The sequence below is a fragment of the Halobacteriovorax sp. RT-2-6 genome (genome assembly GCF_047085025.1).
Classification (GTDB): domain Bacteria; phylum Bdellovibrionota; class Bacteriovoracia; order Bacteriovoracales; family Bacteriovoracaceae; genus Halobacteriovorax_A.
Genome location: NZ_JBKIYH010000002.1, coordinates 435,585 through 459,993, shown reverse-complemented (window position 1 = coordinate 459,993; position 24,409 = coordinate 435,585). Strand labels below are relative to the sequence as shown.

General features: G+C 36.6%; 23 protein-coding genes. 17 read left to right on the top strand and 6 right to left on the bottom strand.

All coding sequences use genetic code 11. The features are described 5' to 3' along the window. The first annotated feature begins 60 nt into the window (after window positions 1-60). The 3 genes from ACMAYS_RS10665 (at window position 61) to ACMAYS_RS10655 (ending at window position 2,730) form a co-directional block, all read left to right on the top strand. Entirely contained in the window at window positions 61-708 is a 648-nt protein-coding gene (locus ACMAYS_RS10665) for a hypothetical protein (protein ID WP_103218248.1), read from the top strand. 88 nt (window positions 709-796) lie between these two features. Beyond that, a complete protein-coding gene (locus ACMAYS_RS10660) occupies window positions 797-2,374 on the top strand; it encodes a Na/Pi cotransporter family protein (protein WP_412463263.1) in 1,578 nt (525 codons plus the stop codon). Beyond that, window positions 2,371-2,730: a hypothetical protein gene (locus tag ACMAYS_RS10655; protein ID WP_103218246.1), complete on the top strand. Its 360-nt coding sequence runs from the start codon at window positions 2,371-2,373 to the stop codon at window positions 2,728-2,730. The genes ACMAYS_RS10660 and ACMAYS_RS10655 overlap by 4 nt, the downstream gene beginning before the upstream one ends. Here ACMAYS_RS10655 and ACMAYS_RS10650 read toward each other — a convergent pair. Then, on the bottom strand, window positions 2,727-3,602 hold the full coding sequence (locus ACMAYS_RS10650) for a LysR family transcriptional regulator (RefSeq protein ID WP_412463262.1): 876 nt from the start codon (window positions 3,600-3,602) through the stop codon (window positions 2,727-2,729). The two genes, ACMAYS_RS10655 and ACMAYS_RS10650, sit on opposite strands and share 4 nt — an antisense overlap. A gap of 105 nt (window positions 3,603-3,707) precedes the next feature. Here ACMAYS_RS10650 and ACMAYS_RS10645 point away from each other — a divergent pair, with 105 nt between their 5' ends. From ACMAYS_RS10645 to ACMAYS_RS10635, 3 genes are read left to right on the top strand one after another with little or no spacing between them, the layout of a single operon-like run. After that, window positions 3,708-4,235, top strand: coding sequence for a YceI family protein (locus ACMAYS_RS10645; protein WP_103218244.1), 528 nt, complete (start codon window positions 3,708-3,710; stop codon window positions 4,233-4,235). A gap of 14 nt (window positions 4,236-4,249) precedes the next feature. Further along, window positions 4,250-5,029 (top strand): 4,5-DOPA dioxygenase extradiol, encoded by a 780-nt coding sequence (ygiD, locus tag ACMAYS_RS10640; protein WP_412463261.1) that lies wholly within the window; start codon window positions 4,250-4,252, stop codon window positions 5,027-5,029. 13 nt (window positions 5,030-5,042) lie between these two features. Then, window positions 5,043-5,909 carry an SDR family oxidoreductase gene (locus ACMAYS_RS10635; protein ID WP_412463260.1) on the top strand — a complete coding sequence of 289 codons (867 nt, stop codon included), beginning with the start codon at window positions 5,043-5,045 and terminating at the stop codon, window positions 5,907-5,909. Here ACMAYS_RS10635 and ACMAYS_RS10630 read toward each other — a convergent pair. After that, complete coding sequence (locus ACMAYS_RS10630; protein ID WP_412463259.1) at window positions 5,906-7,114, bottom strand: PAS domain-containing protein; 1,209 nt, start codon at window positions 7,112-7,114, stop codon at window positions 5,906-5,908. The two genes, ACMAYS_RS10635 and ACMAYS_RS10630, sit on opposite strands and share 4 nt — an antisense overlap. Window positions 7,115-7,322: 208 nt before the next feature. Here ACMAYS_RS10630 and ACMAYS_RS10625 point away from each other — a divergent pair, with 208 nt between their 5' ends. The 7 genes from ACMAYS_RS10625 (at window position 7,323) to ACMAYS_RS10595 (ending at window position 14,116) form a co-directional block, all read left to right on the top strand. Next, window positions 7,323-8,513 (top strand): hypothetical protein, encoded by a 1,191-nt coding sequence (locus ACMAYS_RS10625; RefSeq protein ID WP_412463258.1) that lies wholly within the window; start codon window positions 7,323-7,325, stop codon window positions 8,511-8,513. Next, window positions 8,494-9,690 (top strand): hypothetical protein, encoded by a 1,197-nt coding sequence (locus ACMAYS_RS10620; protein ID WP_412463257.1) that lies wholly within the window; start codon window positions 8,494-8,496, stop codon window positions 9,688-9,690. Before ACMAYS_RS10625 ends, ACMAYS_RS10620 begins: the two co-directional genes overlap by 20 nt. Before the next feature lie 80 nt (window positions 9,691-9,770). Beyond that, entirely contained in the window at window positions 9,771-10,283 is a 513-nt protein-coding gene (locus tag ACMAYS_RS10615) for a hypothetical protein (protein WP_103218238.1), read from the top strand. 131 nt (window positions 10,284-10,414) lie between these two features. Continuing rightward, complete coding sequence (locus tag ACMAYS_RS10610; protein WP_103218237.1) at window positions 10,415-10,882, top strand: hypothetical protein; 468 nt, start codon at window positions 10,415-10,417, stop codon at window positions 10,880-10,882. A 46-nt stretch (window positions 10,883-10,928) separates the two neighbouring features. After that, window positions 10,929-11,993, top strand: a complete 1,065-nt coding sequence (locus ACMAYS_RS10605) for an AI-2E family transporter (RefSeq protein ID WP_412463256.1) — start codon at window positions 10,929-10,931, stop codon at window positions 11,991-11,993. Window positions 11,994-12,013: 20 nt separating this feature from the next. Then, a complete protein-coding gene (locus ACMAYS_RS10600; RefSeq protein ID WP_103218235.1) occupies window positions 12,014-13,669 on the top strand; it encodes a Na/Pi cotransporter family protein in 1,656 nt (551 codons plus the stop codon). Between the two features lie 12 nt (window positions 13,670-13,681). Then, window positions 13,682-14,116 (top strand): OsmC family protein, encoded by a 435-nt coding sequence (locus ACMAYS_RS10595; protein WP_412463255.1) that lies wholly within the window; start codon window positions 13,682-13,684, stop codon window positions 14,114-14,116. 1 nt (window position 14,117) lies between these two features. Here ACMAYS_RS10595 and ACMAYS_RS10590 read toward each other — a convergent pair whose 3' ends face one another. Next, entirely contained in the window at window positions 14,118-15,299 is a 1,182-nt protein-coding gene (locus ACMAYS_RS10590) for an FAD-dependent oxidoreductase (RefSeq protein ID WP_412463254.1), read from the bottom strand. Between the two features lie 12 nt (window positions 15,300-15,311). Then, window positions 15,312-15,824, bottom strand: coding sequence for a DUF3365 domain-containing protein (locus ACMAYS_RS10585; RefSeq protein WP_103218232.1), 513 nt, complete (start codon window positions 15,822-15,824; stop codon window positions 15,312-15,314). 107 nt (window positions 15,825-15,931) lie between these two features. On the opposite strand from ACMAYS_RS10585, the gene yghU reads away from it, so the two are divergent. Further along, entirely contained in the window at window positions 15,932-16,789 is an 858-nt protein-coding gene (gene yghU / locus ACMAYS_RS10580) for a glutathione-dependent disulfide-bond oxidoreductase (protein WP_103218231.1), read from the top strand. Here yghU and ACMAYS_RS10575 read toward each other — a convergent pair. Continuing rightward, entirely contained in the window at window positions 16,786-17,844 is a 1,059-nt protein-coding gene (locus tag ACMAYS_RS10575; protein WP_103218230.1) for a hypothetical protein, read from the bottom strand. The two genes, yghU and ACMAYS_RS10575, sit on opposite strands and share 4 nt — an antisense overlap. A gap of 207 nt (window positions 17,845-18,051) precedes the next feature. Here ACMAYS_RS10575 and ACMAYS_RS10570 point away from each other — a divergent pair, with 207 nt between their 5' ends. Next, window positions 18,052-21,261 carry a hypothetical protein gene (locus ACMAYS_RS10570; RefSeq protein WP_412463253.1) on the top strand — a complete coding sequence of 1,070 codons (3,210 nt, stop codon included), beginning with the start codon at window positions 18,052-18,054 and terminating at the stop codon, window positions 21,259-21,261. Window positions 21,262-21,277: 16 nt separating this feature from the next. On the opposite strand, the gene ACMAYS_RS10565 is transcribed toward ACMAYS_RS10570, so the two are convergent. Beyond that, entirely contained in the window at window positions 21,278-22,057 is a 780-nt protein-coding gene (locus ACMAYS_RS10565; protein ID WP_392992751.1) for a hypothetical protein, read from the bottom strand. 192 nt (window positions 22,058-22,249) lie between these two features. On the opposite strand from ACMAYS_RS10565, the gene egtB reads away from it, so the two are divergent. Beyond that, the gene (egtB, locus tag ACMAYS_RS10560; RefSeq protein WP_412463252.1) at window positions 22,250-23,416 is read left to right on the top strand and encodes an ergothioneine biosynthesis protein EgtB; all 1,167 of its coding nucleotides are present in this window, start codon (window positions 22,250-22,252) and stop codon (window positions 23,414-23,416) included. Next, complete coding sequence (gene egtD, locus ACMAYS_RS10555; protein WP_412463251.1) at window positions 23,416-24,408, top strand: L-histidine N(alpha)-methyltransferase; 993 nt, start codon at window positions 23,416-23,418, stop codon at window positions 24,406-24,408. Before egtB ends, egtD begins: the two co-directional genes overlap by 1 nt. Window position 24,409: the final 1 nt, after the last annotated feature.

Genomic DNA, 24,409 nt, shown 5'->3' with positions numbered 1-24,409 from the left:
TTCTAAAGAGAATTAGTCGATAAATCTTCAATGAACTTATTCAAGATGGAGGAATATCAAATGAGAAAGATTTCAGTACTTGCCCTTTTTGCACTATTTATTGGTTGTGCAAACTCACCAAAAGACTTTAAGGCCGATGCACTAGGAGATAATGAAGGAGTATTTTTCGGTAAATTCTCCCTGTACTTTGATGGTGCGAAGTTTGCAAACACTTGTAACTTGATTTTTACAGATAAGGCGAAGAATGAGGATACTGTCTTAACAACTGATGAGTCTGGATTCTTTGTCGGTAAATTTCAAAAAGGAGATACTTATCTAAGTCAGATTGGTTGTACTTCGGGAATGACGACAAAGATTTATATGTTTGAAGAGAGTAATACAGTGAAGTTTTCAAATGTTGGAAATGGAAAGAAAACTTATGTTGGAAATATCTCAACTTTCTTTTCCTCTGCTGAAGAATATAGTAATCCGGCCAAATATGTTGTTGGTGGACTATTTGCTGGGGCGATTATAGCAGATGAGGCAAAAGAGAATGCTAAGAAAGTTAGATTCGATATTCAAAATGATATTGAAGCTGATGAAATGCAATTTAAAGCAACAATTTTAAAGGCCAGACCTATGAAGACTGTCTTTAAATCGCTTAAGTATCCTAAGAAAAATAGAATGCCAGCAAGTACGGCAACAAAAATCATCAAACTTAATAAGTAATTTGATGGGCTAGGTAACTTGTTTACTGTTATCATTTAAAGATATCACTTTACGTTAGCGTAAATAATACTTAGTAGAGAGTTAGTTAATGAAGGATTTTCAAATTATCTTGGCCGCGACATCGAGTGTAATACTCTTTGTCTTTGGCCTTGAGAACTTTTCCAAAGAAGTTCAAAATATTACTGGAGAGAAATTTAGAAAATTTCTAGGTAGTGCAACAATGTATCCTGTTGTTGGGGTATTAATTGGTGCTATTATTACTGCCTTAATTCAATCGAGTTCTGCAACCTCTGTCATTGCAATCAGTCTTGTAAACGCTGGGGTCATGTCTTTTAAAAATAGTGTTGGAATTATTTTTGGAGCTAATGTCGGAACGACGGTAACGGCACAGCTTGTAGCGTTTAAATTGACTGCCTTTGCACCGATCTTCATTATTTTGGGATTTCTACTTTCATTTACGAGATCACGTTACGCTATTTTTGGTAAAACATTCTTTTACTTTGGTTTTGTTTTCTTTAGTTTAAATTTGATTTCTTCTGCACTTGCTCCACTTCAATCAGATTCTCGATTAATCGAGTTTTTAACACAGGCCCATAATCCTTTACTTGGAGTATTGGTAGGGGCCGTTATTACGGCAATTGTTCAATCTAGTTCGGTGACAACTGGTTTGGCAATCATCTTCACTCAGCAAGGTTTGATGAGTCTCGATAATGCGATTCCCATTTTAATGGGTTCAAATCTAGGAACAACTGTTACTGCGCTTATTTCAATTATCAATATGGATATTTCTGCAAAAAAGACGGCCCTGGCGCACTTCCTTTTCAATTTAGGGGGCGTCTTAATCTTTCTTCCGATTATTATCTTTTGGGGAGATCGATTGCCATTAATGTCAAATATACCAGCTATTGCTCTTGCAAATTTTCATTTAATTTTCAATGTGACGACGAGCTTAATCTTTATTGTCTTCTTAAATCCTTTTTCGAGTCTTATTGATCGTATGTTAGGAGAAGGGCAAATGGACTTTGAACGTATTGAGCTGGGATTAAAAGAAGAAACACAATTTGATGAAATTGAAAAAAATCTGATGGTGGATCTTGAAAAAACTTTTCGATTTGTTCAAGAAAATTACAATTTAGTAACATTGAGTATCGAAACAAATTATCGAGGAATCTATGAAGCCGCAAAGAAGCGTATCGAGTATATGGACTTTCTTAAAGCAGAACTTTTAGGATTCTTTTCTAAGTTTATTTCAAAATGTAACAATGAAGACGAGATTGATCGTATTGTGAATGTAATGGCAATGTATGAGTATATCTTCCAAATGCATGACTCAGTTAAAGATATTGCAGGTGTAAAAGAGTCTATGGACAATAATTATATTGAGCTTAAAAGTGATGTGCTTATGATTGTCCGAGAAATAGCAAGTACGACACTTTCTGTTTTTGAGAATATCACTAGTGAAGACCAAAAGGATAAAGATTTAAAGAAGATCTCACAAGAGTTTCAAAGAGATCTTGAGGGTTTTGGAAAGAAGGTTTTTATTTTAATGGCCAAACCGGAACGTAATGATGCTGGCGCAATTATGCATCTTTTAACTTATTCTCAGCGTCTAAAAGATAAGTTAATGAATTTTCATCATCTTAAAGAAGGACATATTGCTCCATGAGTCTACTAAGGAAACTTGAAGATTTATATCTTGATTCTCTTGTATACTTTGCTTCAAAGAAGAAAGGGATGCTCTTAAAGATTAGGAAGTCTTTGATCGTTCTACGTGATGGCCTAGAAAAAGAAGGTGCTGAAACAAGAGAAATGTTTGTCATATATGGACGATATACTCAGGGGCGGGCTTCTAATGAAGAAATGAAAGAAGCAAATAAGCAATTTCTCGAAATTATCAAAGGCTTAGGAGTCGGTGCATTGCTTGTTCTTCCTTTTGCTCCGTTAACTATTCCCTTTGTTGTAAAACTTGGACAAAGGCTAGGGGTTGATATTATTCCTTCTTCCTTTCGATCTAAAGATTAGCTCTCTAAGCTACGCTTTAGATTCTCATAAAGATAGTCTTTAAATATTTTTACATGCTTTGGCGTATGCTTTGAAGGCTTAGATAGTAGAAATAGAGTTCTTGCAAGGTACTTTAAATCTGGTAAAACTTTGATGAAGCTATTTTCCACAAGCTCCCTCTTACAATAGAAGCTAGGAATCATCGCTGGGCCTTTATTCTTTGCAACGTAATCTTTTAATATGGGGAATGAGTTACTAGCAAATTGTGGAACAACCTCTTTAAAACATGACTTATTTAAAGGATTACCATAAAGATCAGTTAAAATTGCTACAGGATGTTTTTGAAGATCATTTACTTCATTAACCTTTGTCGAAGTTTTTAAATATTGTGCTGAGGCAACGAGTCCGACTTCAATATCACATACTTTCTTTTGTATTAACGATGAATCCTTCAGTTTTCCAATTCGAAGGGCCATATCAAGTTTATGTTCTTTGAAATCCATGAGTATATTAGTGGAGTACAACTCAATTCTTATTCCTGGATACTTATCCATAAATTCGCAGACGATATCTGTAAGTATGAGTTGGGAAAGGTCTTCTGGCGCTGTGATTTTTATGAGTCCTTTCATTTCATTAGTTTGATTTTTAATTTTTAAAACGGAAGCATCTAATGACTCAAGTGGTGTTCTTATTAATTGTAAAAGACTTAAGCCTTTTTCTGTAAGCACAATTCCTCTTGGCCCGCGAATTAATAAAGTCTGTTCAAGTTCATCCTCTAACTTAACGAGATCACGACTTATTTTAGACTTGGGGTGTCCTAGTACTGTTGACGCCTTTGTTAAACTTCCAACTTCTGCAACTTTTTCAAATATCTTAAGTAAATTTAGATCCATAGAGTGTTCCTTATATGGAACATTATATTGCAATATTGTGGTCTTTTGCAACACTCCCTTTTTCCCCATAATAGAATACATAACAAAGCAAATCAGGAGAAAATAATGAAAGCTAAATTTATAATTCTAGGACTAATTTTAACTTCTTTTACGGCAATGGCCGATAATATTGACTTAGCTAGAAGCTCTTTTGTGTGGAAAGGAACAAAGATCACAGGTGATTTTCACTCTGGCCCAATTAAAATGAAAAGTGCAAGTTTAGATAATGGAAGAGGTTCTTTTGTCGCAGATATGAGTTCAATTGACGATACAACTCTTAAAGGGGAATGGAAGTCTAAGTTCTTATCGCATATTAAGAGTAGTGACTTCTTTGATGTTGAAAAGTATCCAACAGCAAAGTTGAAGATTGATAAAATTGATAATGGCCATTTATACGGGAAGTTAACAATAAAAGGTAAGACTAATGCCGTTACAGTTCCTGTAACTAAAAAAGGTAAGGTTTACTCTGGTGTATTAGCTTTTGATCGTACAGAGTTTGATATGGTCTATGGTTCTGGAAGTTTTTTTAAGAACCTTGGTGATAAGGTAATTTCAGATACAGTAACTCTCACATTTAAAGTCGTAACAAAGTAATTGAGGGGATAGTCATGACTAAAAAGAGAATACCAACACTATTTTTAGGACATGGCTCTCCTATGAATGCTGTTGCAAGTAATGACTTTACTGAGCAGCTTAGAAGCATAGGAGAGGAACTTCCGAAACCAAGAGCAATACTCATGATATCTGCGCATTGGGAAACTCAAGGTACTTGGGTCACGGCGATGGATAAACCAAAAACAATTCATGATTTCTACGGTTTTCCAAAAGAATTATATGAGATCGAATATCCTGCACCAGGCTCTCAAGAACTTGCCAGAGAAATAGTTGATCTTATTGGTGAAAGCATCAAGCTTGATAATGAAAATTGGGGCCTTGATCATGGCACATGGTCAATATTGAAATTTATGTACCCTAAGGCGGATATTCCAGTTGTTCAGTTGAGTCTGGATATGAGAAAGCCACCTCAGTATCATTTTGATTTAGGTAAGAAGCTTAGCGTTTTAAGAGAAAAAGGTGTTCTGATCATAGGAAGTGGAAATATTGTTCATAACTTAAGAGCAATAAGCTGGAGTCAAGACGCCCAAGTTTCAAATTGGGCAAAAGAATATGATGAGCTTATTAAAGAAAAAATTATTGAAAAAGATTTTGATTATTTAATAAACAAATTTCAAAAAACAGACATTGGTAAAATGAGTGTACCTTCGATTGAACACTACTTACCGCTCTTATATATCATCGGAGCATCAAGTAATGATGATCAGTTGAAATTTGATTTTGAAGGGATTCAAAACGCTTCCATTTCGATGAGAAGCTTTAGCTATAGATAAAAAGGAGAATTATATGATTGCATTAACAGGAGCATCTGGACAACTCGGCCAGTTAGTAATTAAGGCGTTATTAGATGAAGGTGTTAAGGCCAATGAGATTGTTGCAATTGCAAGATCGACAGATAAGTTAAGTGATTATGAAAAACAAGGTGTACAAGTAAGATTTGGGGATTATGAAAAACCAGATACTCTTGATAAGGCACTCGCAGGAGTTGATAAATTACTATTAATATCAGCTAGTGAAGTAGGGAAGCGATTACCTCAACATAAGAATGTAATTGAAGCAGTTAAAAGATCTTCAGTTAAGCATCTTACTTATACAAGTATACTCCACGCTGATAAGTCGCCTTTGGGACTTGCAAAGGAGCATGTTGAAACTGAACAACTTATTAATGAGCTCAATATTGCAACAACTATTCTTCGTAATGGTTGGTATTCTGAAAACTATACAATGGGACTACCTAATATCATCGAACACTCTACTGTAATCGGTTGTGCTGGAGATGGAAAATTATCAACTGCTGCACGAGAGGACTATGCTTTAGCGGCAGCAAAGGTATTAACGAGTGAAGGACATACTGGAAAGGTTTATGAGCTAGCAGGAGATGAGGCCTTTACACTTTCTGAATTTGCAGAGGTCTTAGGAAAAGAATTTGAGCGTGAGATTAAATATCAAAATTTAAGTGAAGTAGAGTTTAAGTCCGCTCTAATGCAGGCCGGACTACCTGAAGGTTTTGCACAGCTCTTGGCCGACTCTGAAAAAGGTGCATCCAATGGAGGCTTATTTGATAATCAAAGACAATTATCAAAGCTCATTGGACGCCCAACGACAACAATCTCAAAATCAATTAGAGATTTTAAAGAAAGTTATCAGTCTTAATTATTTTGACTAGCTAAGGACTCATTCATGCGAGACACCTGATGAACTAGATCGCTTCCGATATCGTTTATCTCTTTTAGTGATTGCTTGAGTGAGTCTTTAAAATTTGTTAGTTGATCGAGTAGACTTGAAAGTTCTCCTGAATTTCGGTTTAACTTTGCCGCTTCAATCTTACCACTTATGCTTACCATCTCTAGTCCAATTGATAGCTTCTTCACATCATTACAGACTCTTTTGAATTCACTAAATTCTTTTTGAATATCAATTAGGCTCGATTTAGCGTTCATATTCTGTTGATTTTGTAAGTGTGCTAAGATTCTCATTTCGTTTTCTTTTTGAATAGGCGAGGGTTTAGTCTCCTTTTCAAAGAAGCTGTAAATTTCTCTTTGCAAAATTGAGTTACAAACGAAGAACTGGCAGTCTTTAACTTTGTCTTGAACGAGCTTTCCCGAAACCATAAACTTATTAATTTCCTCTTGAATCTCTTTTGCAAGATTATCGTATTGTGTGGAGATAGTTGCTATCGAAGCTGCCTCTTCTCCAATCTTTGCCGCCTGAAGTTCTAAGTTCATAGGGACAAGCGAAGTCTTTTGATACTCCTCAAAAATACCTTCTGACTGCTCTTGTAAAAACGATCCTGACTTTAAGGCCTTGCGCAAAAGATTCAGTTCCTCAATTGGTTCTTCTCCAAGTGCTTTCTGTCTCGATTCAAGCTCTTGCATAAGCGCCTCAATCATAAAGTTTTCGTAAGACTCAAACCCTAATTCGCCAATCATTTCAAGAAGCTTCTCCTGAGATTGTGCTGGTGTAAGCTTCTTGCGCTTCTCTAGTAGAGTTAGCTCAATGTACTTCTCTTTTACGATCTCAAAGAAATGACTACTAGGCTTTAGTCTTACTGATAGATAGCCATCGTCAATAGGTGAGACGAGGGCATAGACCCAATAATTACTTCCATCCTTGGCCTGATTGTTTACGTAGGCGCCGATCATCTTATCTTTGGCAATAGTGTCCCAAAGAAGTGAGAAAACCCCTCGGGGCATCTCTGGATGTCTTACAACCTTGTGGGGCTTACCAAGCATTTCCTCCCACTCGTACTGACTGACTCGTTGAAATACTGAATTTCCAGACGCGATAACTCCTCGCTTATCGGTCCTGGAAAAGAATAGTTCATCAAAATCGAAGTTACTCTCTCTCTCCTTCGACATGCGTCCTCCCTTTTCTGAAAAAAATGATGAATATTTTCTGTTTAGAATACAAAAACTAAACAAAACATGATCTATGTCATAAATTGTTGAAATTATTGATTTCTTAACGGAGTTATCTTAACTAGTTGGATTAAATTTACAACTAAATAATTAGTGTATAAATTTCACCACTTATTTTCTTTGTTGAGTGTTCAGGGTAGATAGGCATATGCAAAATCGTCTACTTATCCTTATTCTGTCTTTGAATATGAGCTTTCAAGCATGTGGGTTAAATCTCGCAGGGCAAAGTGCGTACTTTGATAAGGAAGATATAGCAAAGGCCCAAGCAGGTCTGAGCTCTCAGGAAATGTCTCTGTTAGGAGAAGTTGATCTTTCTAAGCAGAGCTGCGAGTACGATGTGCTAGAAGAGATTAATCAAGTAGCGAATCATAAACTTTATGAGGCGCTAATATACTTGCGCTCGTCTTCGAAAATGGATGATACACAATATCGTCTATTGCTAAGAACGATGAAGTCATTTGAGAAGTCGAAGAAAGAAAAATTTCTAGCACCTCTTAATCCTATTGTTAAAGATTTTAGATCACAACCTTTTGATAACTTCCAAAGGGCACAAGAGAGAGGACTGTGCTTTAATCTAGCAGCGATGAGTCTTTTTAAAGAACTTGCACAAAAGAAGCCAATCAAATTTTTAAAGAAGGCATATCATGAGGAGCTTATAAGTAAGCGTACATATTGGATGCTAAAAAGACTAGCTCAAGAAGACTATCATCTTGAGCCACAGACGTTGGCCGAGTATTTGAAAGAACAGGCATTTTTAACAAAACAATTTCCCGAACGACTAGATATAAAAGGTACAAACTTTATTTCAAGTCGACGTGATAAGAGTAAGGTTTCTCGAAGAGAGGCATTACTTGCAAAGTACAATCAATTTCAAATTATCTATCTTCGAGGAATGACTCAAAGATTGTTAAATCGACTTAATGCAGATGAAGTTATTATCAATGTGATAATTGATGATGAAAGTGTTGAAGAGATTATTCTTGATCCAATGGAGCAGTATCGATTTGCTGCAAAGATGGTTAGAAAAGAACTTGGAGATCTTCAAATGATGAATTTATTTGAAGGTGTTAATGTTTCCTTTGAGGATATTCTCTCTGCTTCTTATGAAACAGGACTCGTGTCAGGAGATGATTTAAGTACTCTTGCACTTGTCGATGATGTTTGGAATCCAGAGCTAACCAAAGCAGAAAAGAGAAAAAGATTTATTAGAAGATATGGAACAATTTTTGTTGCAGCAATTCCTACTACTTTCTACTTTGTGAAGGTTTTATCTTTAGTGGGAATTGAGATGTTAACAGAGACAAAACAGGAGCCAGCACGTGATCACTCAATTTTCTAAGTTGCTTCTTGTTTCATTTCTTACAGTAACTACTTTTGCAAGTTATAAGGCCCAGGTTATTACGCGAGATAATGACATGGATCTGATTAAGAAAGAAGTTGAGCTTGATCTAGTTAATACTCCAATCCTAGAAAACAAAAGTTTTAAAATTGTTTATGGGAAATCAAATGAAGCAATCAATCTTGAGAGTTTAACGGACGAAGTTGAAAAGCTAAGGGCCGCAAGTGTCTTTTATCACTTAACAAAGGCAAAACGTTATTTTCTTAATGTCGTTAAGTCTGATTACGTAAAAGAGTTACCTCAACTTATCGTTCGCTTAAATATAACAAATCAATTTAATTCAATTGGTCACTTCGCTCACGATAATTTATCACCTGAATATAATAATGCTCTTTCAATTCCACCTGGAGAGGGTAGAGAAAGGTTTGGGATTAAGCCTTGGAATTATGAAATTTGGTTTCGTCCGGCAAAAGAAATCAACCTTCCACAGGAAGGGTTAAAGAATGACTTTGAACAAACTGCTGCTATCTTTAGTGAGTTTAGGAATCAATCAAGATTAGCAAGTTTTCAAAAATTTATAAGTGACTTATTTTTACTTTCTGGGGATGCTCTTGCGCAGAGTGGTTTAAATATTCTTGGATCGACTGCAATTATTGAAGCTTCTTTTTATGCAATGAAAAAGCTTTACGGACTTCTTCAAGGAAAGAAGTTCTTTTTAGATACAAGCTTTATCCCAGAAGTTGTTTATCATGAGTTTGCTCATGTTGCTTTGAGTGATCATCTTGGCCTTAGTCATTCTTCTCCTGTTAATGAAGGTATGGCAGACTTCTTTGCGGCATCAATCGCTGATAGCGCAACGATTGCTGATAATGTGAAAGATTATGCGAAAAGAGTCCGTGAAAAAGATGCCTTTCGCGATGAAGTTTATAATGCAGGATTTGAAACAAATGCTTACGCCAATATTGATTTTGTCTTGGGCGTATTATGGCAAGTACGCGAACTTGATAAAGAATCAAGTCATGGTCTTGTTTATGATGTACGTAAGAATATCACGAGCAGTTCAAATATTAGAGGAGGTTTATTGAAGTCGATTCTCAAAGAGTGTCGTAAATCATGTAAGTCACCTTTGAGGGATCGTATAAACCTTCTAAATGCCTATCACGAGATGGGTTTATAAAGTAAGTAGGCTTTTATTAAATTGACAAAATATGTTTAGATAGGGTAGTTACCCATAACGTTATTAATAGGGAGATGTTCATGTTAAGAAAATTAGCTGCTGTAGCACTTGTATGCTTTTCGTTCTCGGCTCTTGCAAATGTTGAAGCTAAAATCGCACCAATCTTTGAAGAAGTTGAGTTTAAATTATCTGTAGAATGGGATCAAAAAGATCAAAACTTCTACAATGAAACTGTTAAATCATTTGAAAAACAATTAGGTGATCTAGCTCAAGAAGGTGTTAAGCCATCTGAAGTTTTAAATTACCTACAAGCAAATATTAAAGATAAGAAAGTTGCTACTGAACTTTCTAATCTTGTTGGTTCAATCAACGTAGAAAATATGACTCTTGAAGAATCAAAGTCACTAATTCAAGACTATGTTGATGGTATGAAAAATACAGGTGCTAACTACTCTGGTTACTATAGCTACGACTATGGACTATACTTTGTAGTGTTTGGTGGTGTTGCATTTTATTACTACTGGTATGCATTTCACTATACTTACTACTATGATTGTTACCGTGATTACTGGGGTAACTACTACTGTTACTAGAATCAAATTCTAATATAATAAAGGCTCCTTTCGGAGCCTTTTCATTTTTAAGCTCTTCCAAACAAATAATCTCTAAGTAAAGTTGTCCAGTATATTACCGATAATAGCCTAATAATTTTAAGGGCCCAAATATGGTTTTGAATTTGAAATCGACAGTTATTGGTTGTGGAACTTCAACACAAAGTGGAAATGATCGCGTATTTAGTTTTGTTGAGTTCAGCGATGGAACTAGAATTGAAAATGTGATTACTTCATCTTCTATTGCGGAATTCTTCGATAGTGATGAAGAGATAGAGTTAGCATATTTCAAAGTCGGACAGTACTACTATATCGCGAGGGCAAAGGTAGCAAAGGATGTTAAGGTCGCGACAACTACGCCAATTCTCGTAAGTATGATCGTTAATTTCATTTCTATCTTCTTTTGCTTTGGTATTTTATCTTTCATTATTACTTTTATTGTAATTATGTACTTTCTAAAAGATTTCAAAATGGCATTAACTTATGCTGCCATCATAGGCGTTATGCCTGGAGCCTATTATCTTACGAAGTTATTAAAACTATTTATTGAACTCAGGCAGTGTCGAGCACTAATAAAGTAGGGGAATTAAAATTGCCTATTAACCAATTCAAACATACAATATTTATATGCAAAATAAATATAATGTAACGTACGTATTCTTCGGTTTTATCTTTCTTTTAGTCTGTTATCTTGTATGGATGATGGCCAAGCAAATGATTGCTCCAATCATCTTTGGCTTTGTTCTGGCTGGAGTATTTAATCCTCTAAATACTAAGATAATTGAAAAATTTAAAGTCTCTGACAATATGGCCGCATCGATAACAAGTTGTTTAATTATTCTACTTGTTCTTATTCCTCTAATCTTCTTATCAATTGCTCTTAGTAAAGAAGCTCTAAGCCTTTATCAAACGATAATGAAGGCAATGTCTCATCATGAAGTTAACGACTTTTTATTTGGTGATGGGCCAGTCGCTGCTCTTATTAAAAGTGTTTCAGATATCACTGGAGTTGATATTGATATGGAACAAGTTAAGACGACAGTATTTGGTACTCTTAAAGGAATATCGGGAACTGTTATTTCGAGTATCAATTCAATTGTAGGAAATATCATCACATTCATTTTTGATCTCGCAATTATGATGATTGTGGTTTTTGGTGTTTTTGTTGAAGGAAAGAGGTTAAAGACATATATATTTGATCTTTCGCCACTTCCATCAGACCAAGAACAAAAAATCCTCGATAAGTTTAATCAAATGAATTATGTAACACTGGTTTGTAATGGTGTTGGTGGAGTGATTCAAGGAGTCCTTGGTGGACTCGCTCTTTGGGTGGCAGGAATTGAGTCAGTTGTTCTTTGGACTGTTCTTATGATTTTCTTGGCCTTCGTTCCTTTAGTTGGTATCTCTGTTGTTACGATTCCTGCAAGTCTTTATCTCGTCCTTACAGGAAGTCCTACTTCAGGTGTCATCCTTTTTATTTTCACAGCGCTAGTTGGTCTTGTTGTGGAAAATTGGTTTAAGCCAAAATTCATTGGTAACCGTATTCAAATTAATTCAACTTTCGTTCTTCTTTCGATTATAGGAGGAATGGGTGTTTTTGGTATGGGAGGAATCTTCTATGGACCAATTATTGGAATACTATTTCTAACGATTGTTGAAATTTATCACGATCAATATAACGTCGTTTCATAGGCGAAAGGAAGTGGAGAGCAGTGGAAGTTTTTAAACTTATTTATTCTGTCCTTGGTGGGCTTGGTATTTTCTTCTATGGAATGAAGAATATGTCAGAGGCACTACAATCAGTCGCTGGCGACGTCGTTAAAAATACGATTAATAAAATTACAACAAATCGCTTCTCTGCTGTCATCGTTGGAACTCTTGTTACCATCTTTGTTCAAAGTTCATCTGTAACTACTGTTATGACTGTTGGTTTCGTTAATGCTGGTTTAATGAATTTAGGACAGGCCATTGGAGTTATTCTAGGGGCCAATATCGGGACAACAGTTACTGGTTGGATCATTTCAATAAAAGTAGGGAAGTATGGACTTCTCTTTATCGGTCTTGGAATCTTTCCTTTGCTATTTGCTAAAACTAATCGCTATCGCCAAATTGGGCGTATCCTTTTTTCAGTTGGTATGATCTTCTTTGGTTTAAGTATTATGTCCAATGCATTTAAACCACTTAGAACAATGCCTGAATTTTTAAGTATGATTTCATATTTCTCTGAACAGAATTACGGAGCATACTTTGCGTGTATTATTGTCGGCTGTATATTAACTGTCGTAATTCAATCTTCTTCTGCAATGTTGGGTATTACAATAGCCCTAGCTGGATCAGGTGTTATTCAATTTCATACGGCCGCTGCTCTGGTATTAGGGGAAAATATTGGAACAACCATTACCGCTCTTTTAGCGAGTGTTGGAGCTAATATAACCGCCAAAAGGGCAGCTCGAGCTCACGCTATATTTAATCTCTTGGGTGTACTTGTTATCTTTTTATTCTTTCCATTCTATGTTGAATTTATCGATTACTTAGTTCCAGGTGCTGCAAATGCTGTCAATGCAGATGGTGACTTTATCAATGTTGCTGTTCATATTGCTACAGGACATACTATCTTCAATGTCGCGGCCACGATTATTTTTATTCCTTTCTTAACTCAGTTAGCAAATTTTGTGACAAGGATTACTCCTGCTACCGGAGAGAAAGAGCAACACCACCTTGTCATGTTAGGTGATCCAAGCCAAATGGTAACTGCGGCTGCGCTTGCACAAGCACAGGCCGAGGTTAATAAAATGAAAGATATCGTTTCTAGACTTTATGCTTTAGCAGAAGAGATTTATATTAAACAGAACTTTGGCGAAAGGGAGAAGATTGCTCTTAAGGCCAAGGATTATGAGAGAATTACAGACAATATACAAAAAGAAGTTACCATTTTTATCGTTAAACTTATGGTTAATCCTTTAAGTGAAGATGAGTCACGCCGTTCTCAGTCGATGATTAAGGAAGTCGATGAGTTAGAGAGTATTGCTGATTATATCGAAAGGCTCATTGCTTATAGTGATCGAGGTGATATATCAAAACTTATGAGAGATGAGGCAAAGAAAGACTTTGATGACTTATTTGTTAATGTAAAGGCATTCTATGATTCAGTCTCAAATCAAATTTCTCTTGATAAGGTTGATTATAGTGTTGCTGAAAGAAAGTCTAAGGAATTAAGAGACCAGGCCGAGCAAATAAGAAAGAAGCACTTAGATCGTGTTTCAAGTGGAGAGTATGATGCACTTGGTGCACTTACTTATTCCGATATGATTGTTGCACTTCGAAAAATTAGAAGTCATACTGAAAATGCTGCTCAAGCACATGTTTAATTAGGAGTATTTATGGGTACGTATACAACGATTACTAAGGGAAACTCTGAAAGTATCGAGTTAAGCCTTACGGCAGATAAAAAACAGACCATTACAATTACTCCGCCGCCTGAATTTAATGGTGTCGAGAGTGAGTGGAGCCCTGAAGATCTTTTTAGTGCAAGTATCTCTAGTTGCTATATTCTAACATTCAAGTCTTTTGCTTCTTTTAAAAAACTTGCTTTTAATAATATTGAAGTAAAGGCAGATGCTCATCTCGAAAAAGTGGCCAAGGGCTATGAATTTACGAAATGTGATATTCACGTTCATTTAGAAATTTGTTGTGAGTCAGATGTTGATCCTTATTTAGATCTTCTTTACAAGGCCAAGGATAATTGTCTTGTTACAAAGTCAATGAAGTGTGAGTTTACTCTACATCCTAAAATTAAAAACCTTGCAAAGAAGTAACTTACATTCTTCCTTTAAGCATTCCATGCCAGTAAACAATTGGCAAAATATGTGCTTTTAGAAAGTACATGCTCCAGCGAGGCTTTGCTTGATCAAATGGGAAAGTCTCACATGGATTTCCGTCGTAATCAAATTCTGCAAGAATTAGTTGTCCGTAGCCAGTTACAATCGGACATGAGGTATAACCATTATAGCTTGTATTGAAATTAGTTTTATTATTAATGAATTTCACAATATTTTCGACAAGAACTGGAGCCTGCTTTCTTACTGCCGCACCTGTTTTGGCCGTTGGGACATTTGTCGCATCGCCAATCGCAAAAACATTGGAATATTTCTTATGTTGAAACGTATGCTTATCAACATCAATCCAGCCCGTGCTATCAAGTAGATCACTATCCTTTAAGAAGTCTGGCGCTGACATCGGCGGAACAACATGAATAAAAGAATAATCTTTTTCTATCAGTTCATTTGTTTGGAGATCTCTAAAATAGGCCTTGTTATTTTCACCATCTAGTTTTTCTAAATTGATGTGAAAGTGTGTTTTGATATCTCTTTCTTTTATAATCTTTTCAAGTGCAGCTTTATATTTTGGAATTCCAAAAATTGCCTGACCTGGACTTGCAAACTCAATCGTTACATTGTCTCTATTGCCATGTTTACGTACATAGTCTTCAACAAGGTACATGATCTTTTGAGGAGCACCACCACATTTTAGTGGGGAGTTTGGAAAGGTAAATAGCGCGTTGCCATTTTTAAGTTCTTGGAGAAATTTCCAAGTATAATCCACATAGTCATAGCTATAATTTGAACAAACACCTTTCTTTCCGATGGAGTCTTTTAGGCCTTCAATTTCATTCCAATTAATTTGAATTCCTGGTGCAACTACCAGGATATCGTAGTTTAGTGTTCCATGCTCAAGAGTTTCAACTTCCTTCTTATCTGGTCGGATTTGTTGACAACGATCCTTGATCCATTCAACACCATCTGGAATGACTGAAGCAGTTGTACGTCTTGTATCTTCTTTTTTTCCGATACCAGCGCCATTAAGGGTCCAATAAGGTTGGTAGTAATGATACTCAGAAGGTTCAATGACAGAAATAGTATATGAAGGGCTTAATTCATTTCTTAAGCGTGCCGCCATTGTAATACCGGCCGTTCCACCACCAACAATAATAATTTTCATAATTATTTTCTCTTATTTATTTGCTTTAAATGTTGCCCAAAAGTATCCACGAATATCACCGCTCTTATATCCAGTGGCCTTATCACTCGGATAAAGCTGAGTGATCTTTGACTGTACTTCAGGTTTTAGGTTATCTCCATGGCAGTTAAGACAAAGAGGCATTGTTTTGATTGGCATGATAATACCATTCTTATCTGAGTCGATTCTTACGACGGAATATTTCTTCTTATTTTTTCCTGACTCATAACTCATAATTGTGTCATTCATCCAACCCTTTACAGTATTGTTTGGATTTCTATTCTTAAGACTGACACGGCCGACTTCGACTCCGTCTTCATGAAACTTCTTAGTGATCGGCATGGCCTTTGTATTACAAACCGATACAGCGTTAACTGGAGAGACTTTCATTGCTGCTTGAAGCTCTTTCTTAAGTGCCATTGCTGTTTTCTGTATTGCTTGGACGGCCTGCTGCTCAGAGGCAAATAAACTTGACGTAATTAGTAGGGAAATAATTATCTTTTTCATATAAATATCCTACCATAAACTCTATTGAGTAAGTTTGATCCTCATCAAGTTTAGATTTTTTTTAACCTTCATGCTTGTTATAATCTAGAAATTACTAGGAGAAGATTATGAATCAAAAATATACACCACCAAAGGTTTGGACATTTACAGAAGGAAATGGGGGACAGTTTGCAAGTATTAATCGCCCAACTGCAGGAGCGCGCTTTGAAAAGGAACTTCCTCAAGGAGAGCATCCGTTTCAACTGTACTCTCTAGGTACACCAAATGGAGTTAAGGTTACGATTATGTTTGAGGAGCTATTAGAGCTTGGAATTAAAGAAGCCGAGTATGATGCTTACTTAATTAATATTGGAGAAGCAGACCAGTTTGGTTCTGACTTTGTTGCTATTAATCCAAACTCTAAGATTCCAGCTTTACTTGATAAGAATAATGGTCAACCAATTCGAGTATTCGAATCAGCATCAATTCTTGTTCACTTGGCAGAAAAGTTTGGACACTTCTTACCAAAGGATCCGGCCAAGAGAGCTGAGGTATTTAATTGGCTTTTTTGGCAAATGGGAAGTGCTCCTTATTTAGGGGGAGGCTTTGGTCATTTCTATGCCTATGCTCCTGAGAAATTTGAGTATCCGATTGATCGATTTGCGATGGAAACAAAAAGACAGCTAGATGTACTTGATAAGCAATTAGAAAATAATAAATACATTGCAGGAGATGAATACTCGATTGCAGATATAGCGATCTTTCCATGGTATGGGGCACTTGTTAAAGGCAAGCTCTATGATGCAGCAGAGTTCTTGTCAGTACATGAATATAAGAATGTTATTCGTTGGGCAGATGAATTGATTAAGAGGCCGGCGGTATTAAGAGGAAGGCTAGTTAATCGAGCTTGGGGAGATGAAGATCAACAAATCCTTGAGCGCCATGGCCAAAGTGACTTTGACGCTAAGGATATTACATATCGTTAGAATTTATAACCAAATCCAAGGCCCAGTCGATTTACTGATAAATCGGTTGGGCCATCCATAAAGTGCATTTTGAAAATTGCATGAGCAAAAATTTTCTTTGTGATATCGCCCATTACATAGGCCATAATCTTGCCTCCAGTAAACTCTTGTTTATCACTTGTGTTAGCGTAACCTATGTCTCGACTTGAAAGTAGTGAGTGAGAGTAGCTAAATTTTGCTAAGAAGTTTCTTCTGTATAACTTAAAGTTTTTTTGTACACCAACAGTTAAAAAGAAGATTTGGTTCTTATCAAATTTAACTTGATCGGCTTCTGTTAATCCATCAAAATTGAAAGTATTAAAACGCTCGAAATCTAGACCAGCATATGCTTCTAGTCCATAGTCTGCAAATTTATACGTACCGTATAGGTTAAAACCAATCTCTGGATCAACTGAAACATTATCAAGATACTGATTTGCAGAAGCAGTATTTAGGTGAGAGTAGTAAAGACTTGCTTGAGCACCATACTTGGCATTCACTTGATATACTGACGTAAGGCCCAGGGAAACGGAAGAGTTTTGCTTGAACTCAACAGATCCTGGTGCACTTTTCTGGTTAAATTCTCCAAGAGAAGTCATGTAAAAAACTGAAAATTTTAGTGGGCCAGAATCGTTTTGTTTTTTAGGTGTTGGTCTATCTGATTTAACGACTCCAAATAACGCCTTAATTTGCTCATCAGTTAAGTTTAGAATATTCATGAACTTATTTATATCAATGAGTTCAATCTCGACATAGAGTCTAAAGCTTTTATCTTTTAAATTATTCCAGTCTTTGATATGCCCATTTTCACGTCTTGTTTTCTTGGCCATGAAATCTTCTTCTTCATAGTTATAAGAATCAATTAGAAGTTGTTCATAGATTGTTTGAAGTTTTTCACTATTCACTGATTGATATGAAAGTCTAAGATATTGATGCTTAGAATTTCTCTTTGATTCCTCTAAGTTTATTGAATCAGCATATAAATAATTAAATGATAAAAAGAAAAGGCAGGTTAGTTTTAAAAATTTTTGTTTCATTAATTCTCACTTTTATTTACTTTAGTTAAATTATTTTAGTTGAAGATAATCCTTCATCCTATAGAGCGATTTCTGCAGTCTATAAAAAGATATCTGATGTAAAAGCTCGTTTTTTCTAAACTTTTTTTATCCCTCATATGATTTTGTTTAAATAACTTAAAAGTATTTACCGATAGTAAAAATATTGAGTTTAAAAAGTGGGGGAGAATGCAAAACATTCTATTATTGTCGGTTATTGTTTTATTGACCAGTTGTTTAAAAGAGTCGGAGGTTAGCTTTAATTTTGGAATTGAAGTAGCGGCACTAGAAGTTATTTTAAGTGACAGTAGTTCTGGTTCAACAACTCATTCAAATATTAATAGTATTGATATGACAAAAAGTGGTGGAGACGATCTAACTCAGTACTGTATTAGTGAAACGCAAACAACTCCTCCAGTCGATACAAGTGCAGGATCATGTGGAGGAGGAAATTGGGTCACAGGATTTCCAGCTTCATTTGCTTTATCAGGTGGTGATGGACTAAAGACTGTCTATATTTTTGGAGCAGATGATTCAAATGCAATTTCTTCTGAATCCGTGACAAAATCAATTACCCTCGATACGACTGATCCGACTGCTGTTTCCGCATTAACACTTGGAGCAGTTCCCGCCAGTTTATCAATTACTCCTACGGTGACATGGACAACGGACTCAACTGATAACTTAGTTCTTGTGGGTTATCAGGTAAGAGTCATTAAAGTTTCAGACTCTTCTGTTGAGCAGGATTGGACTTCTTTCACAAAAGGAGATTCTGTTAGTGGTTTATCTTTAGATGGAGCAGAAGATTATCGAATCGAAATTCGTGCCATAGATGAAGCTGGAAATACAAGTGTTGTGGTCTCTGATACATTTACAACTTTAAATGTCGCAGGTGGGCTTACATTAGGAGCAACAGAGTTCTCTCTTTTATATCAACCAGGAGGAGCAGGGCCTGGTGAGACTGAGTCGATTACACTAACAAACTCAGGCGGAATAACTACTGGTCTATTACAGGCGCCCCTTATTTATGGAAGTTCAGGGAATTTTCAAGTTACAAACGATACTTGTACTGGAACAACTTTAAATCCTGGTGAAACTTGTACTATTGATATGACGATTAATGCTTCTGCGGATGGATATTATTTTGCCAATATTTATATTACAGATGGAGCGATTGTTTCCTCTGAACATCGTGTGCAGGGAATGGCCACAGGCTATAGTGCTGGAAATTTATATTACTTTGGTTCTTGGGATGTTGGTGCGCCTATTGATGTTTATGATCCACAAAAATTTCAATCTCTTTATCCAAATGATCTCAACAAAGTAGTTGGAAATTTAACTTGGTCAAAAATTGTTGGTGGAGATCAACACTCTTGTGGAATCACAACTCAGTCTAAGCTCTATTGCTGGGGTGAAGGTTGGTATGGTGAGATTGGTTATGGAGTTGATGAACCTAAGTATATTCCTCATATCGTTGATGGTGAGAAAACCTGGAAGGATGTCTCAACTGGTTATCGTTTAACATGCGGAATTGATGGTAGTGATGATCTCTATTGTTGGGGAGATAATAGTTATTATCGGTTTGGTGATGGAACAGCAACTGATTCATTTGTTCCAAAACTTGTTCCGGGAGGAATGAAGTGGAAAATGGTTTCAACTCGAAACTATCACGTTTGCGCTATTAACTCCCTTGATGACCTTTATTGTTGGGGGAGAAATAATTATGGTCAAATCGGAATGGGAGATAATACAACAGTTATTACGGCACCTGAGCATATAAGTTCAGGAACGAAGTGGAAAAATGTTGCAGTCGGTGAATATTCCACATGTGCAGTTACAGTCGCGGGAGTTGGATACTGTTGGGGAATGGGGTCTAACCATGTTTTAGGAGATGGGCTAAGTGCTGATACGTATTCTCCTAGTCCTGTCAGTGGTGGCCTAACATTTGATAAAATTGAAGTTCATTGGTTTCACGCTTGTGGGCTAACAAATACAAGTGATATTTATTGCTGGGGAACTGACTTTAGTGGGGAAGGAAACTTAGGTGATGGCCTAGGAACAACTTCTAATGTCCCGGTACAAGTGACTGGTTCTCAAGACTGGGTTGATGTTTCGGTTAGGGGAAGACACTCATGTGGTATCGATAATCTAAATCAAATGTACTGTTGGGGTGAGGGGGAAGAAGGAGAGATCGGAGACGGTGATATTCAAAACCGCCTGACACCAACGCTTGTTATTGGTGGCCATAATTGGGCATCTGCTTCAGCTTCTGACTATTTAAGTTGTGGTGTCACAACAAGCGGTGACGGCTATTGCTGGGGACAATACTGGAACTGGGGACAGGCCGGAACTGGAATGGGGAACGCTGGTCTTTTTATGCCTAAGAAAGTTCCTTTGGCAAAAACTTGGAAGTCTATGGCCGCTGGTTATATGCTTTTTTGCGGTATTGATGACTCCGACGATGCGTATTGTATGGGACGAGACCAATATGGTGAACTTGGAAATGGAGCTGCCGATACGGCCAACTATTCACACCCATCGACAATAGTTACAGGTGGCCATAAGTGGGCGTCTCTTAGTGCTAATTATGATTCTGTTTGTGGTGTAACAACCACTAATGTTGGTTATTGTTGGGGAAGAAATAACTACGGGCAAATAGGAAGTGGGGATACAACAGCGTCCTTTCATGATCCTAATTTAATTGTTGGTGGTCATAGCTGGAGTAAGATTTCTGTTGGATATTATCACGTTTGTGGAATACGTACCGATGGTGCAGCTTACTGCTGGGGGACGAATCGTTTCGGTGGTCTAGGAAATGGAGTGGCCACTGGGAACACGACAACCCTTACGACAACACCAACAGCAGTTAACGGTGGACTTACTTTTACTGATATTGGAACAGGTGATCACTTCGCTTGTGGCCTAGCTACTGATAGCAAAATATACTGCTGGGGTTATGATAATCGAGGGCAGTTAGGTAATGATGCGGTTTTTACAAATTCTTCTGTTCCTGTTGAAGTTGTTGGCGGTGCCGTTTGGACGAGTTTATCTGTTGGAGAATCTCACTCTTGCGCGCTTCAGGCCAGTGGGGATGGATACTGTTGGGGAAGTGGTAATAACGGTGCTCTTGGACAAGGGGATTACACAAATCGAGCTGAGCCAGCAATCATAACAGGACGCTCATGGAATAAGCTCGTTTCTGGCATGTGGCACACTTGTGGAATCGAAAATGTAACTGGTTATATGTACTGTTTTGGTTACGGTGAAGGTGGTGAGATTGGAAACTTTCCAGATACATTCTGGGGCTCAATTGAAACACCACTACTTTATGATCGAGGAATTAAATTTTCAGAGATTTTCTTAGGAGGGTCAGCGACATTTGGAATCGCCGCCCCTTAAAAGATAAAGTGATTAATTAGAATTGATAATTAAATTCGATTCTGTGGTCACCGTCAGCAATGTCTACTAGGTTACTCCAATTCGCAAAGTAGCGAAGGTTAAAGCGTGGAGTGAACTGGTAGCTTGCTGCAAATTCGTGAAGAAGAATATTATCTTTTCCACCATATGCTGATGACTCATAAAGGTCAGAACCCGCAAGGGCCGCTGCCCAGATAGGGTTATAATTAAACCAAATTTTATCAGTGATCGTAAATTTTCCGTAGAAGCCAACCACACTATTGATACCAATAACAGAGAAGCCACTATCAATTGAGTTATCGTCTTCTACTGTATTCTTTCCAAATTCAACACCAACTCCTGCTAGTGGATAGAGGTTAACAATCCAAAACTTTGGAAGTGCTTGTAGGATAGAATAGGAAGCATTTCCTGTTCTTTCTGCTAGAAATGATTCTTTAAGACTATAGTTTATATCTAATTGTGAGCCACTACCTGTTTTTATATTTGCGCTAAAATTTCTGAAGCGAAAACTATCAAGTCGATTAGATCTTTTAGATGTACCATCCCATCCAAGTTCTTCTCCAAGAAAACCCTTGAATTCGATAACATTCATCGCTGCTACATTTTGAATGCCTGTATCATAAGAAATTCCAATCTTAGCATTTAAGCCTTTATTTGTTGCGCCAAGACCTGCTTGAGTATAGACCGCTAAAGGATCAGACATATCTTGAACTTCCTTTGCTACGGCCGATGAGCATAGAAGTAGTGAACTAATTGCAAGTGATAAAATACGTTTCATATCAATTCCTTTATTTCTTTTCTAAATAACAATTATTATTGCTGAGTTCGTTACGCATGCCAAATTATTCTTTAAAAAATTTTAATATTCTTAAGTTTTTATCCAATAGTGCAGAAGGTAAAAATTTATAGTTTTAAAATTTTATGATGTTGTGGAGTAAGTATCGAAGCATTTAGCGATAAATTATTAGATATGATTGAGCGTAAGTCTTGGTGTGTCGAAAAGTATCGACTCACAAGAGATGCCACTTTAAAGACTTGTGTTGGTCTTAAGATCGAGGACTTCACAGTGCAGTCTGCTCCTGAGGTAAGTCCTCCTAAGTGGCATCTTGCTCATACAACTTGGTTTTTTGAGGAATTTGTTCTCGTTAAGTATTTATCAAATTATAAAAGATTTAATGCCGATTATAGTCTCTTATTTAATTCATATTATAAGTCTGTAGGCACCCATTGGAAGCAGGAGAGCAGAGGGCTTCTTTCCCGACCTACTGTTCAAGAAATTCTGAGCTATCGAAATTACGTCGATAGAGCAATGCTGTCATTATTAGAGCTGACGGAAAGTATTGATGAAGTCGAATCGTTATTGGAGGTTGGACTTAATCATGAACAACAGCATCAAGAGCTTCTGCTAATGGATATAAAGCATATCTTAAGTTTGGGGCCAATTGATTCAGTCTACTCCCAAAAGCGACTTGAGAACTTTTCCGCAGGCTCATTAAAATGGCGACACTTTAAAGAAGGACTCTATACTTTCGGTCAAGATGAAAGTGAGTTTTCATACGATAATGAAGGTCCAGATCATAAAAGGTATCTTACTTCTTTTGCGATTCGTGAAAGTTATATTTCAAATGGAGAGTACTTAGAATTTATTAATTCAGGTGGCTATCAAAACTTTCAATACTGGCTTAGTGACGGATGGGATTGGATAAATGAGCAAAGAATAATTGCGCCTCTTTATTGGCGACTTATTGATGGACAGTGGTATGAGTTTTCCTTACACGGCTTAGTGCCATTAGATATGTATGCACCTGTTTCTCATATTAGTTTGTATGAAGCTCAGGCATTTGCAAAATGGGCAGGTCATCGTCTACCAACTGAATTTGAGTTAGAGTTGGCCCTTGGGGATAAGAAATTACCTCTTTGGTGTTGGAGCTCATCTCATTACTCACCATATCCAGCCTATGAGTCCTATAAAGGGGAGCTAGGTGAGTACAATAGTAAATTTATGTGTAATCAATTTGTTCTTCGTGGAGGATGTTTTGCAACTCCTGAAGAGCATTATCGTAAAACTTATCGTAATTTCTATCGCGCTCATCAGAGATGGATGTTTGCGGGAATTAGGATTGCAAAGGATATATAATGGAAGTGTCTATACTGAGAGAAGTAAGTGAGAATCAAGAATCAGAATTCTTAGAAGAGTTTGCCATTGATGTTTTAACAGGCTTATCTAAGACTGAAAAAAAGCTATCAACTAAATACTTCTATGATGATCGAGGAAGTGACCTTTTTCAAAAGATTACTCAACATGGTGATTATTATTTAACTAGAACAGAATTTGAAATTTTACTTCAATCAGGTTCTAAACTAGCTAGTTTAATAAGTGATGAAGAAATCGACATTATTGAATTAGGAGCAGGTGACGGCCACAAGAGTGAGTTGGTTATCGATGCCTTTTTAAAAGTAGATAAGAAAGTAAATTATTTTCCAATCGACATCTCAGCACAAGCCTTAAAGCAAATGCAGGCCCATATAACTCATAAGTCTAATTTATCTGTACATGGTATTGTTGCAGATTATTTAGAGGGGTTAAAATTTTTGAAGCAGAAGTCAAAGCGACGTAAGCTTGTCTTATTTCTCGGCTCTAATATCGGAAACTTTGATAGGGCCCAGAGTGAAAGCTTTCTTAGACAACTTTGGAAGCACCTCGATAATGATGACTATTTATTAATTGGTTTTGATCTAAAGAAAGATGTTGAAAAGCTACATGCTGCTTATAATGACTCAAGTGGATATACTCGTGACTTTAATTTAAATCTATTAGATAGAATTAATCGTGAGCTAGGTGGAAATTTCAATAAAGAGAAATTTCAGCATGTCGGAGTTTTTAATCCGAAGTTAGGAGCAATGGAGAGTTACTTACTTCCAAAAGAGAAGCAGGAAGTTTATATCGAAGAGTTAGAGCACCTCTTTGAATTCGAAGCCTATGAGCCACTACATCTCGAATACTCATTTAAGTACTCGAAAGAAGATATAGAAAGAACGTGTCAGCACACGGGCTTCAAATTAAAAGAACACTTTATTGATAAAGAAGAGTTATTTATCGATTCTCTTTGGCAAGTTGTAAAAAGATAGT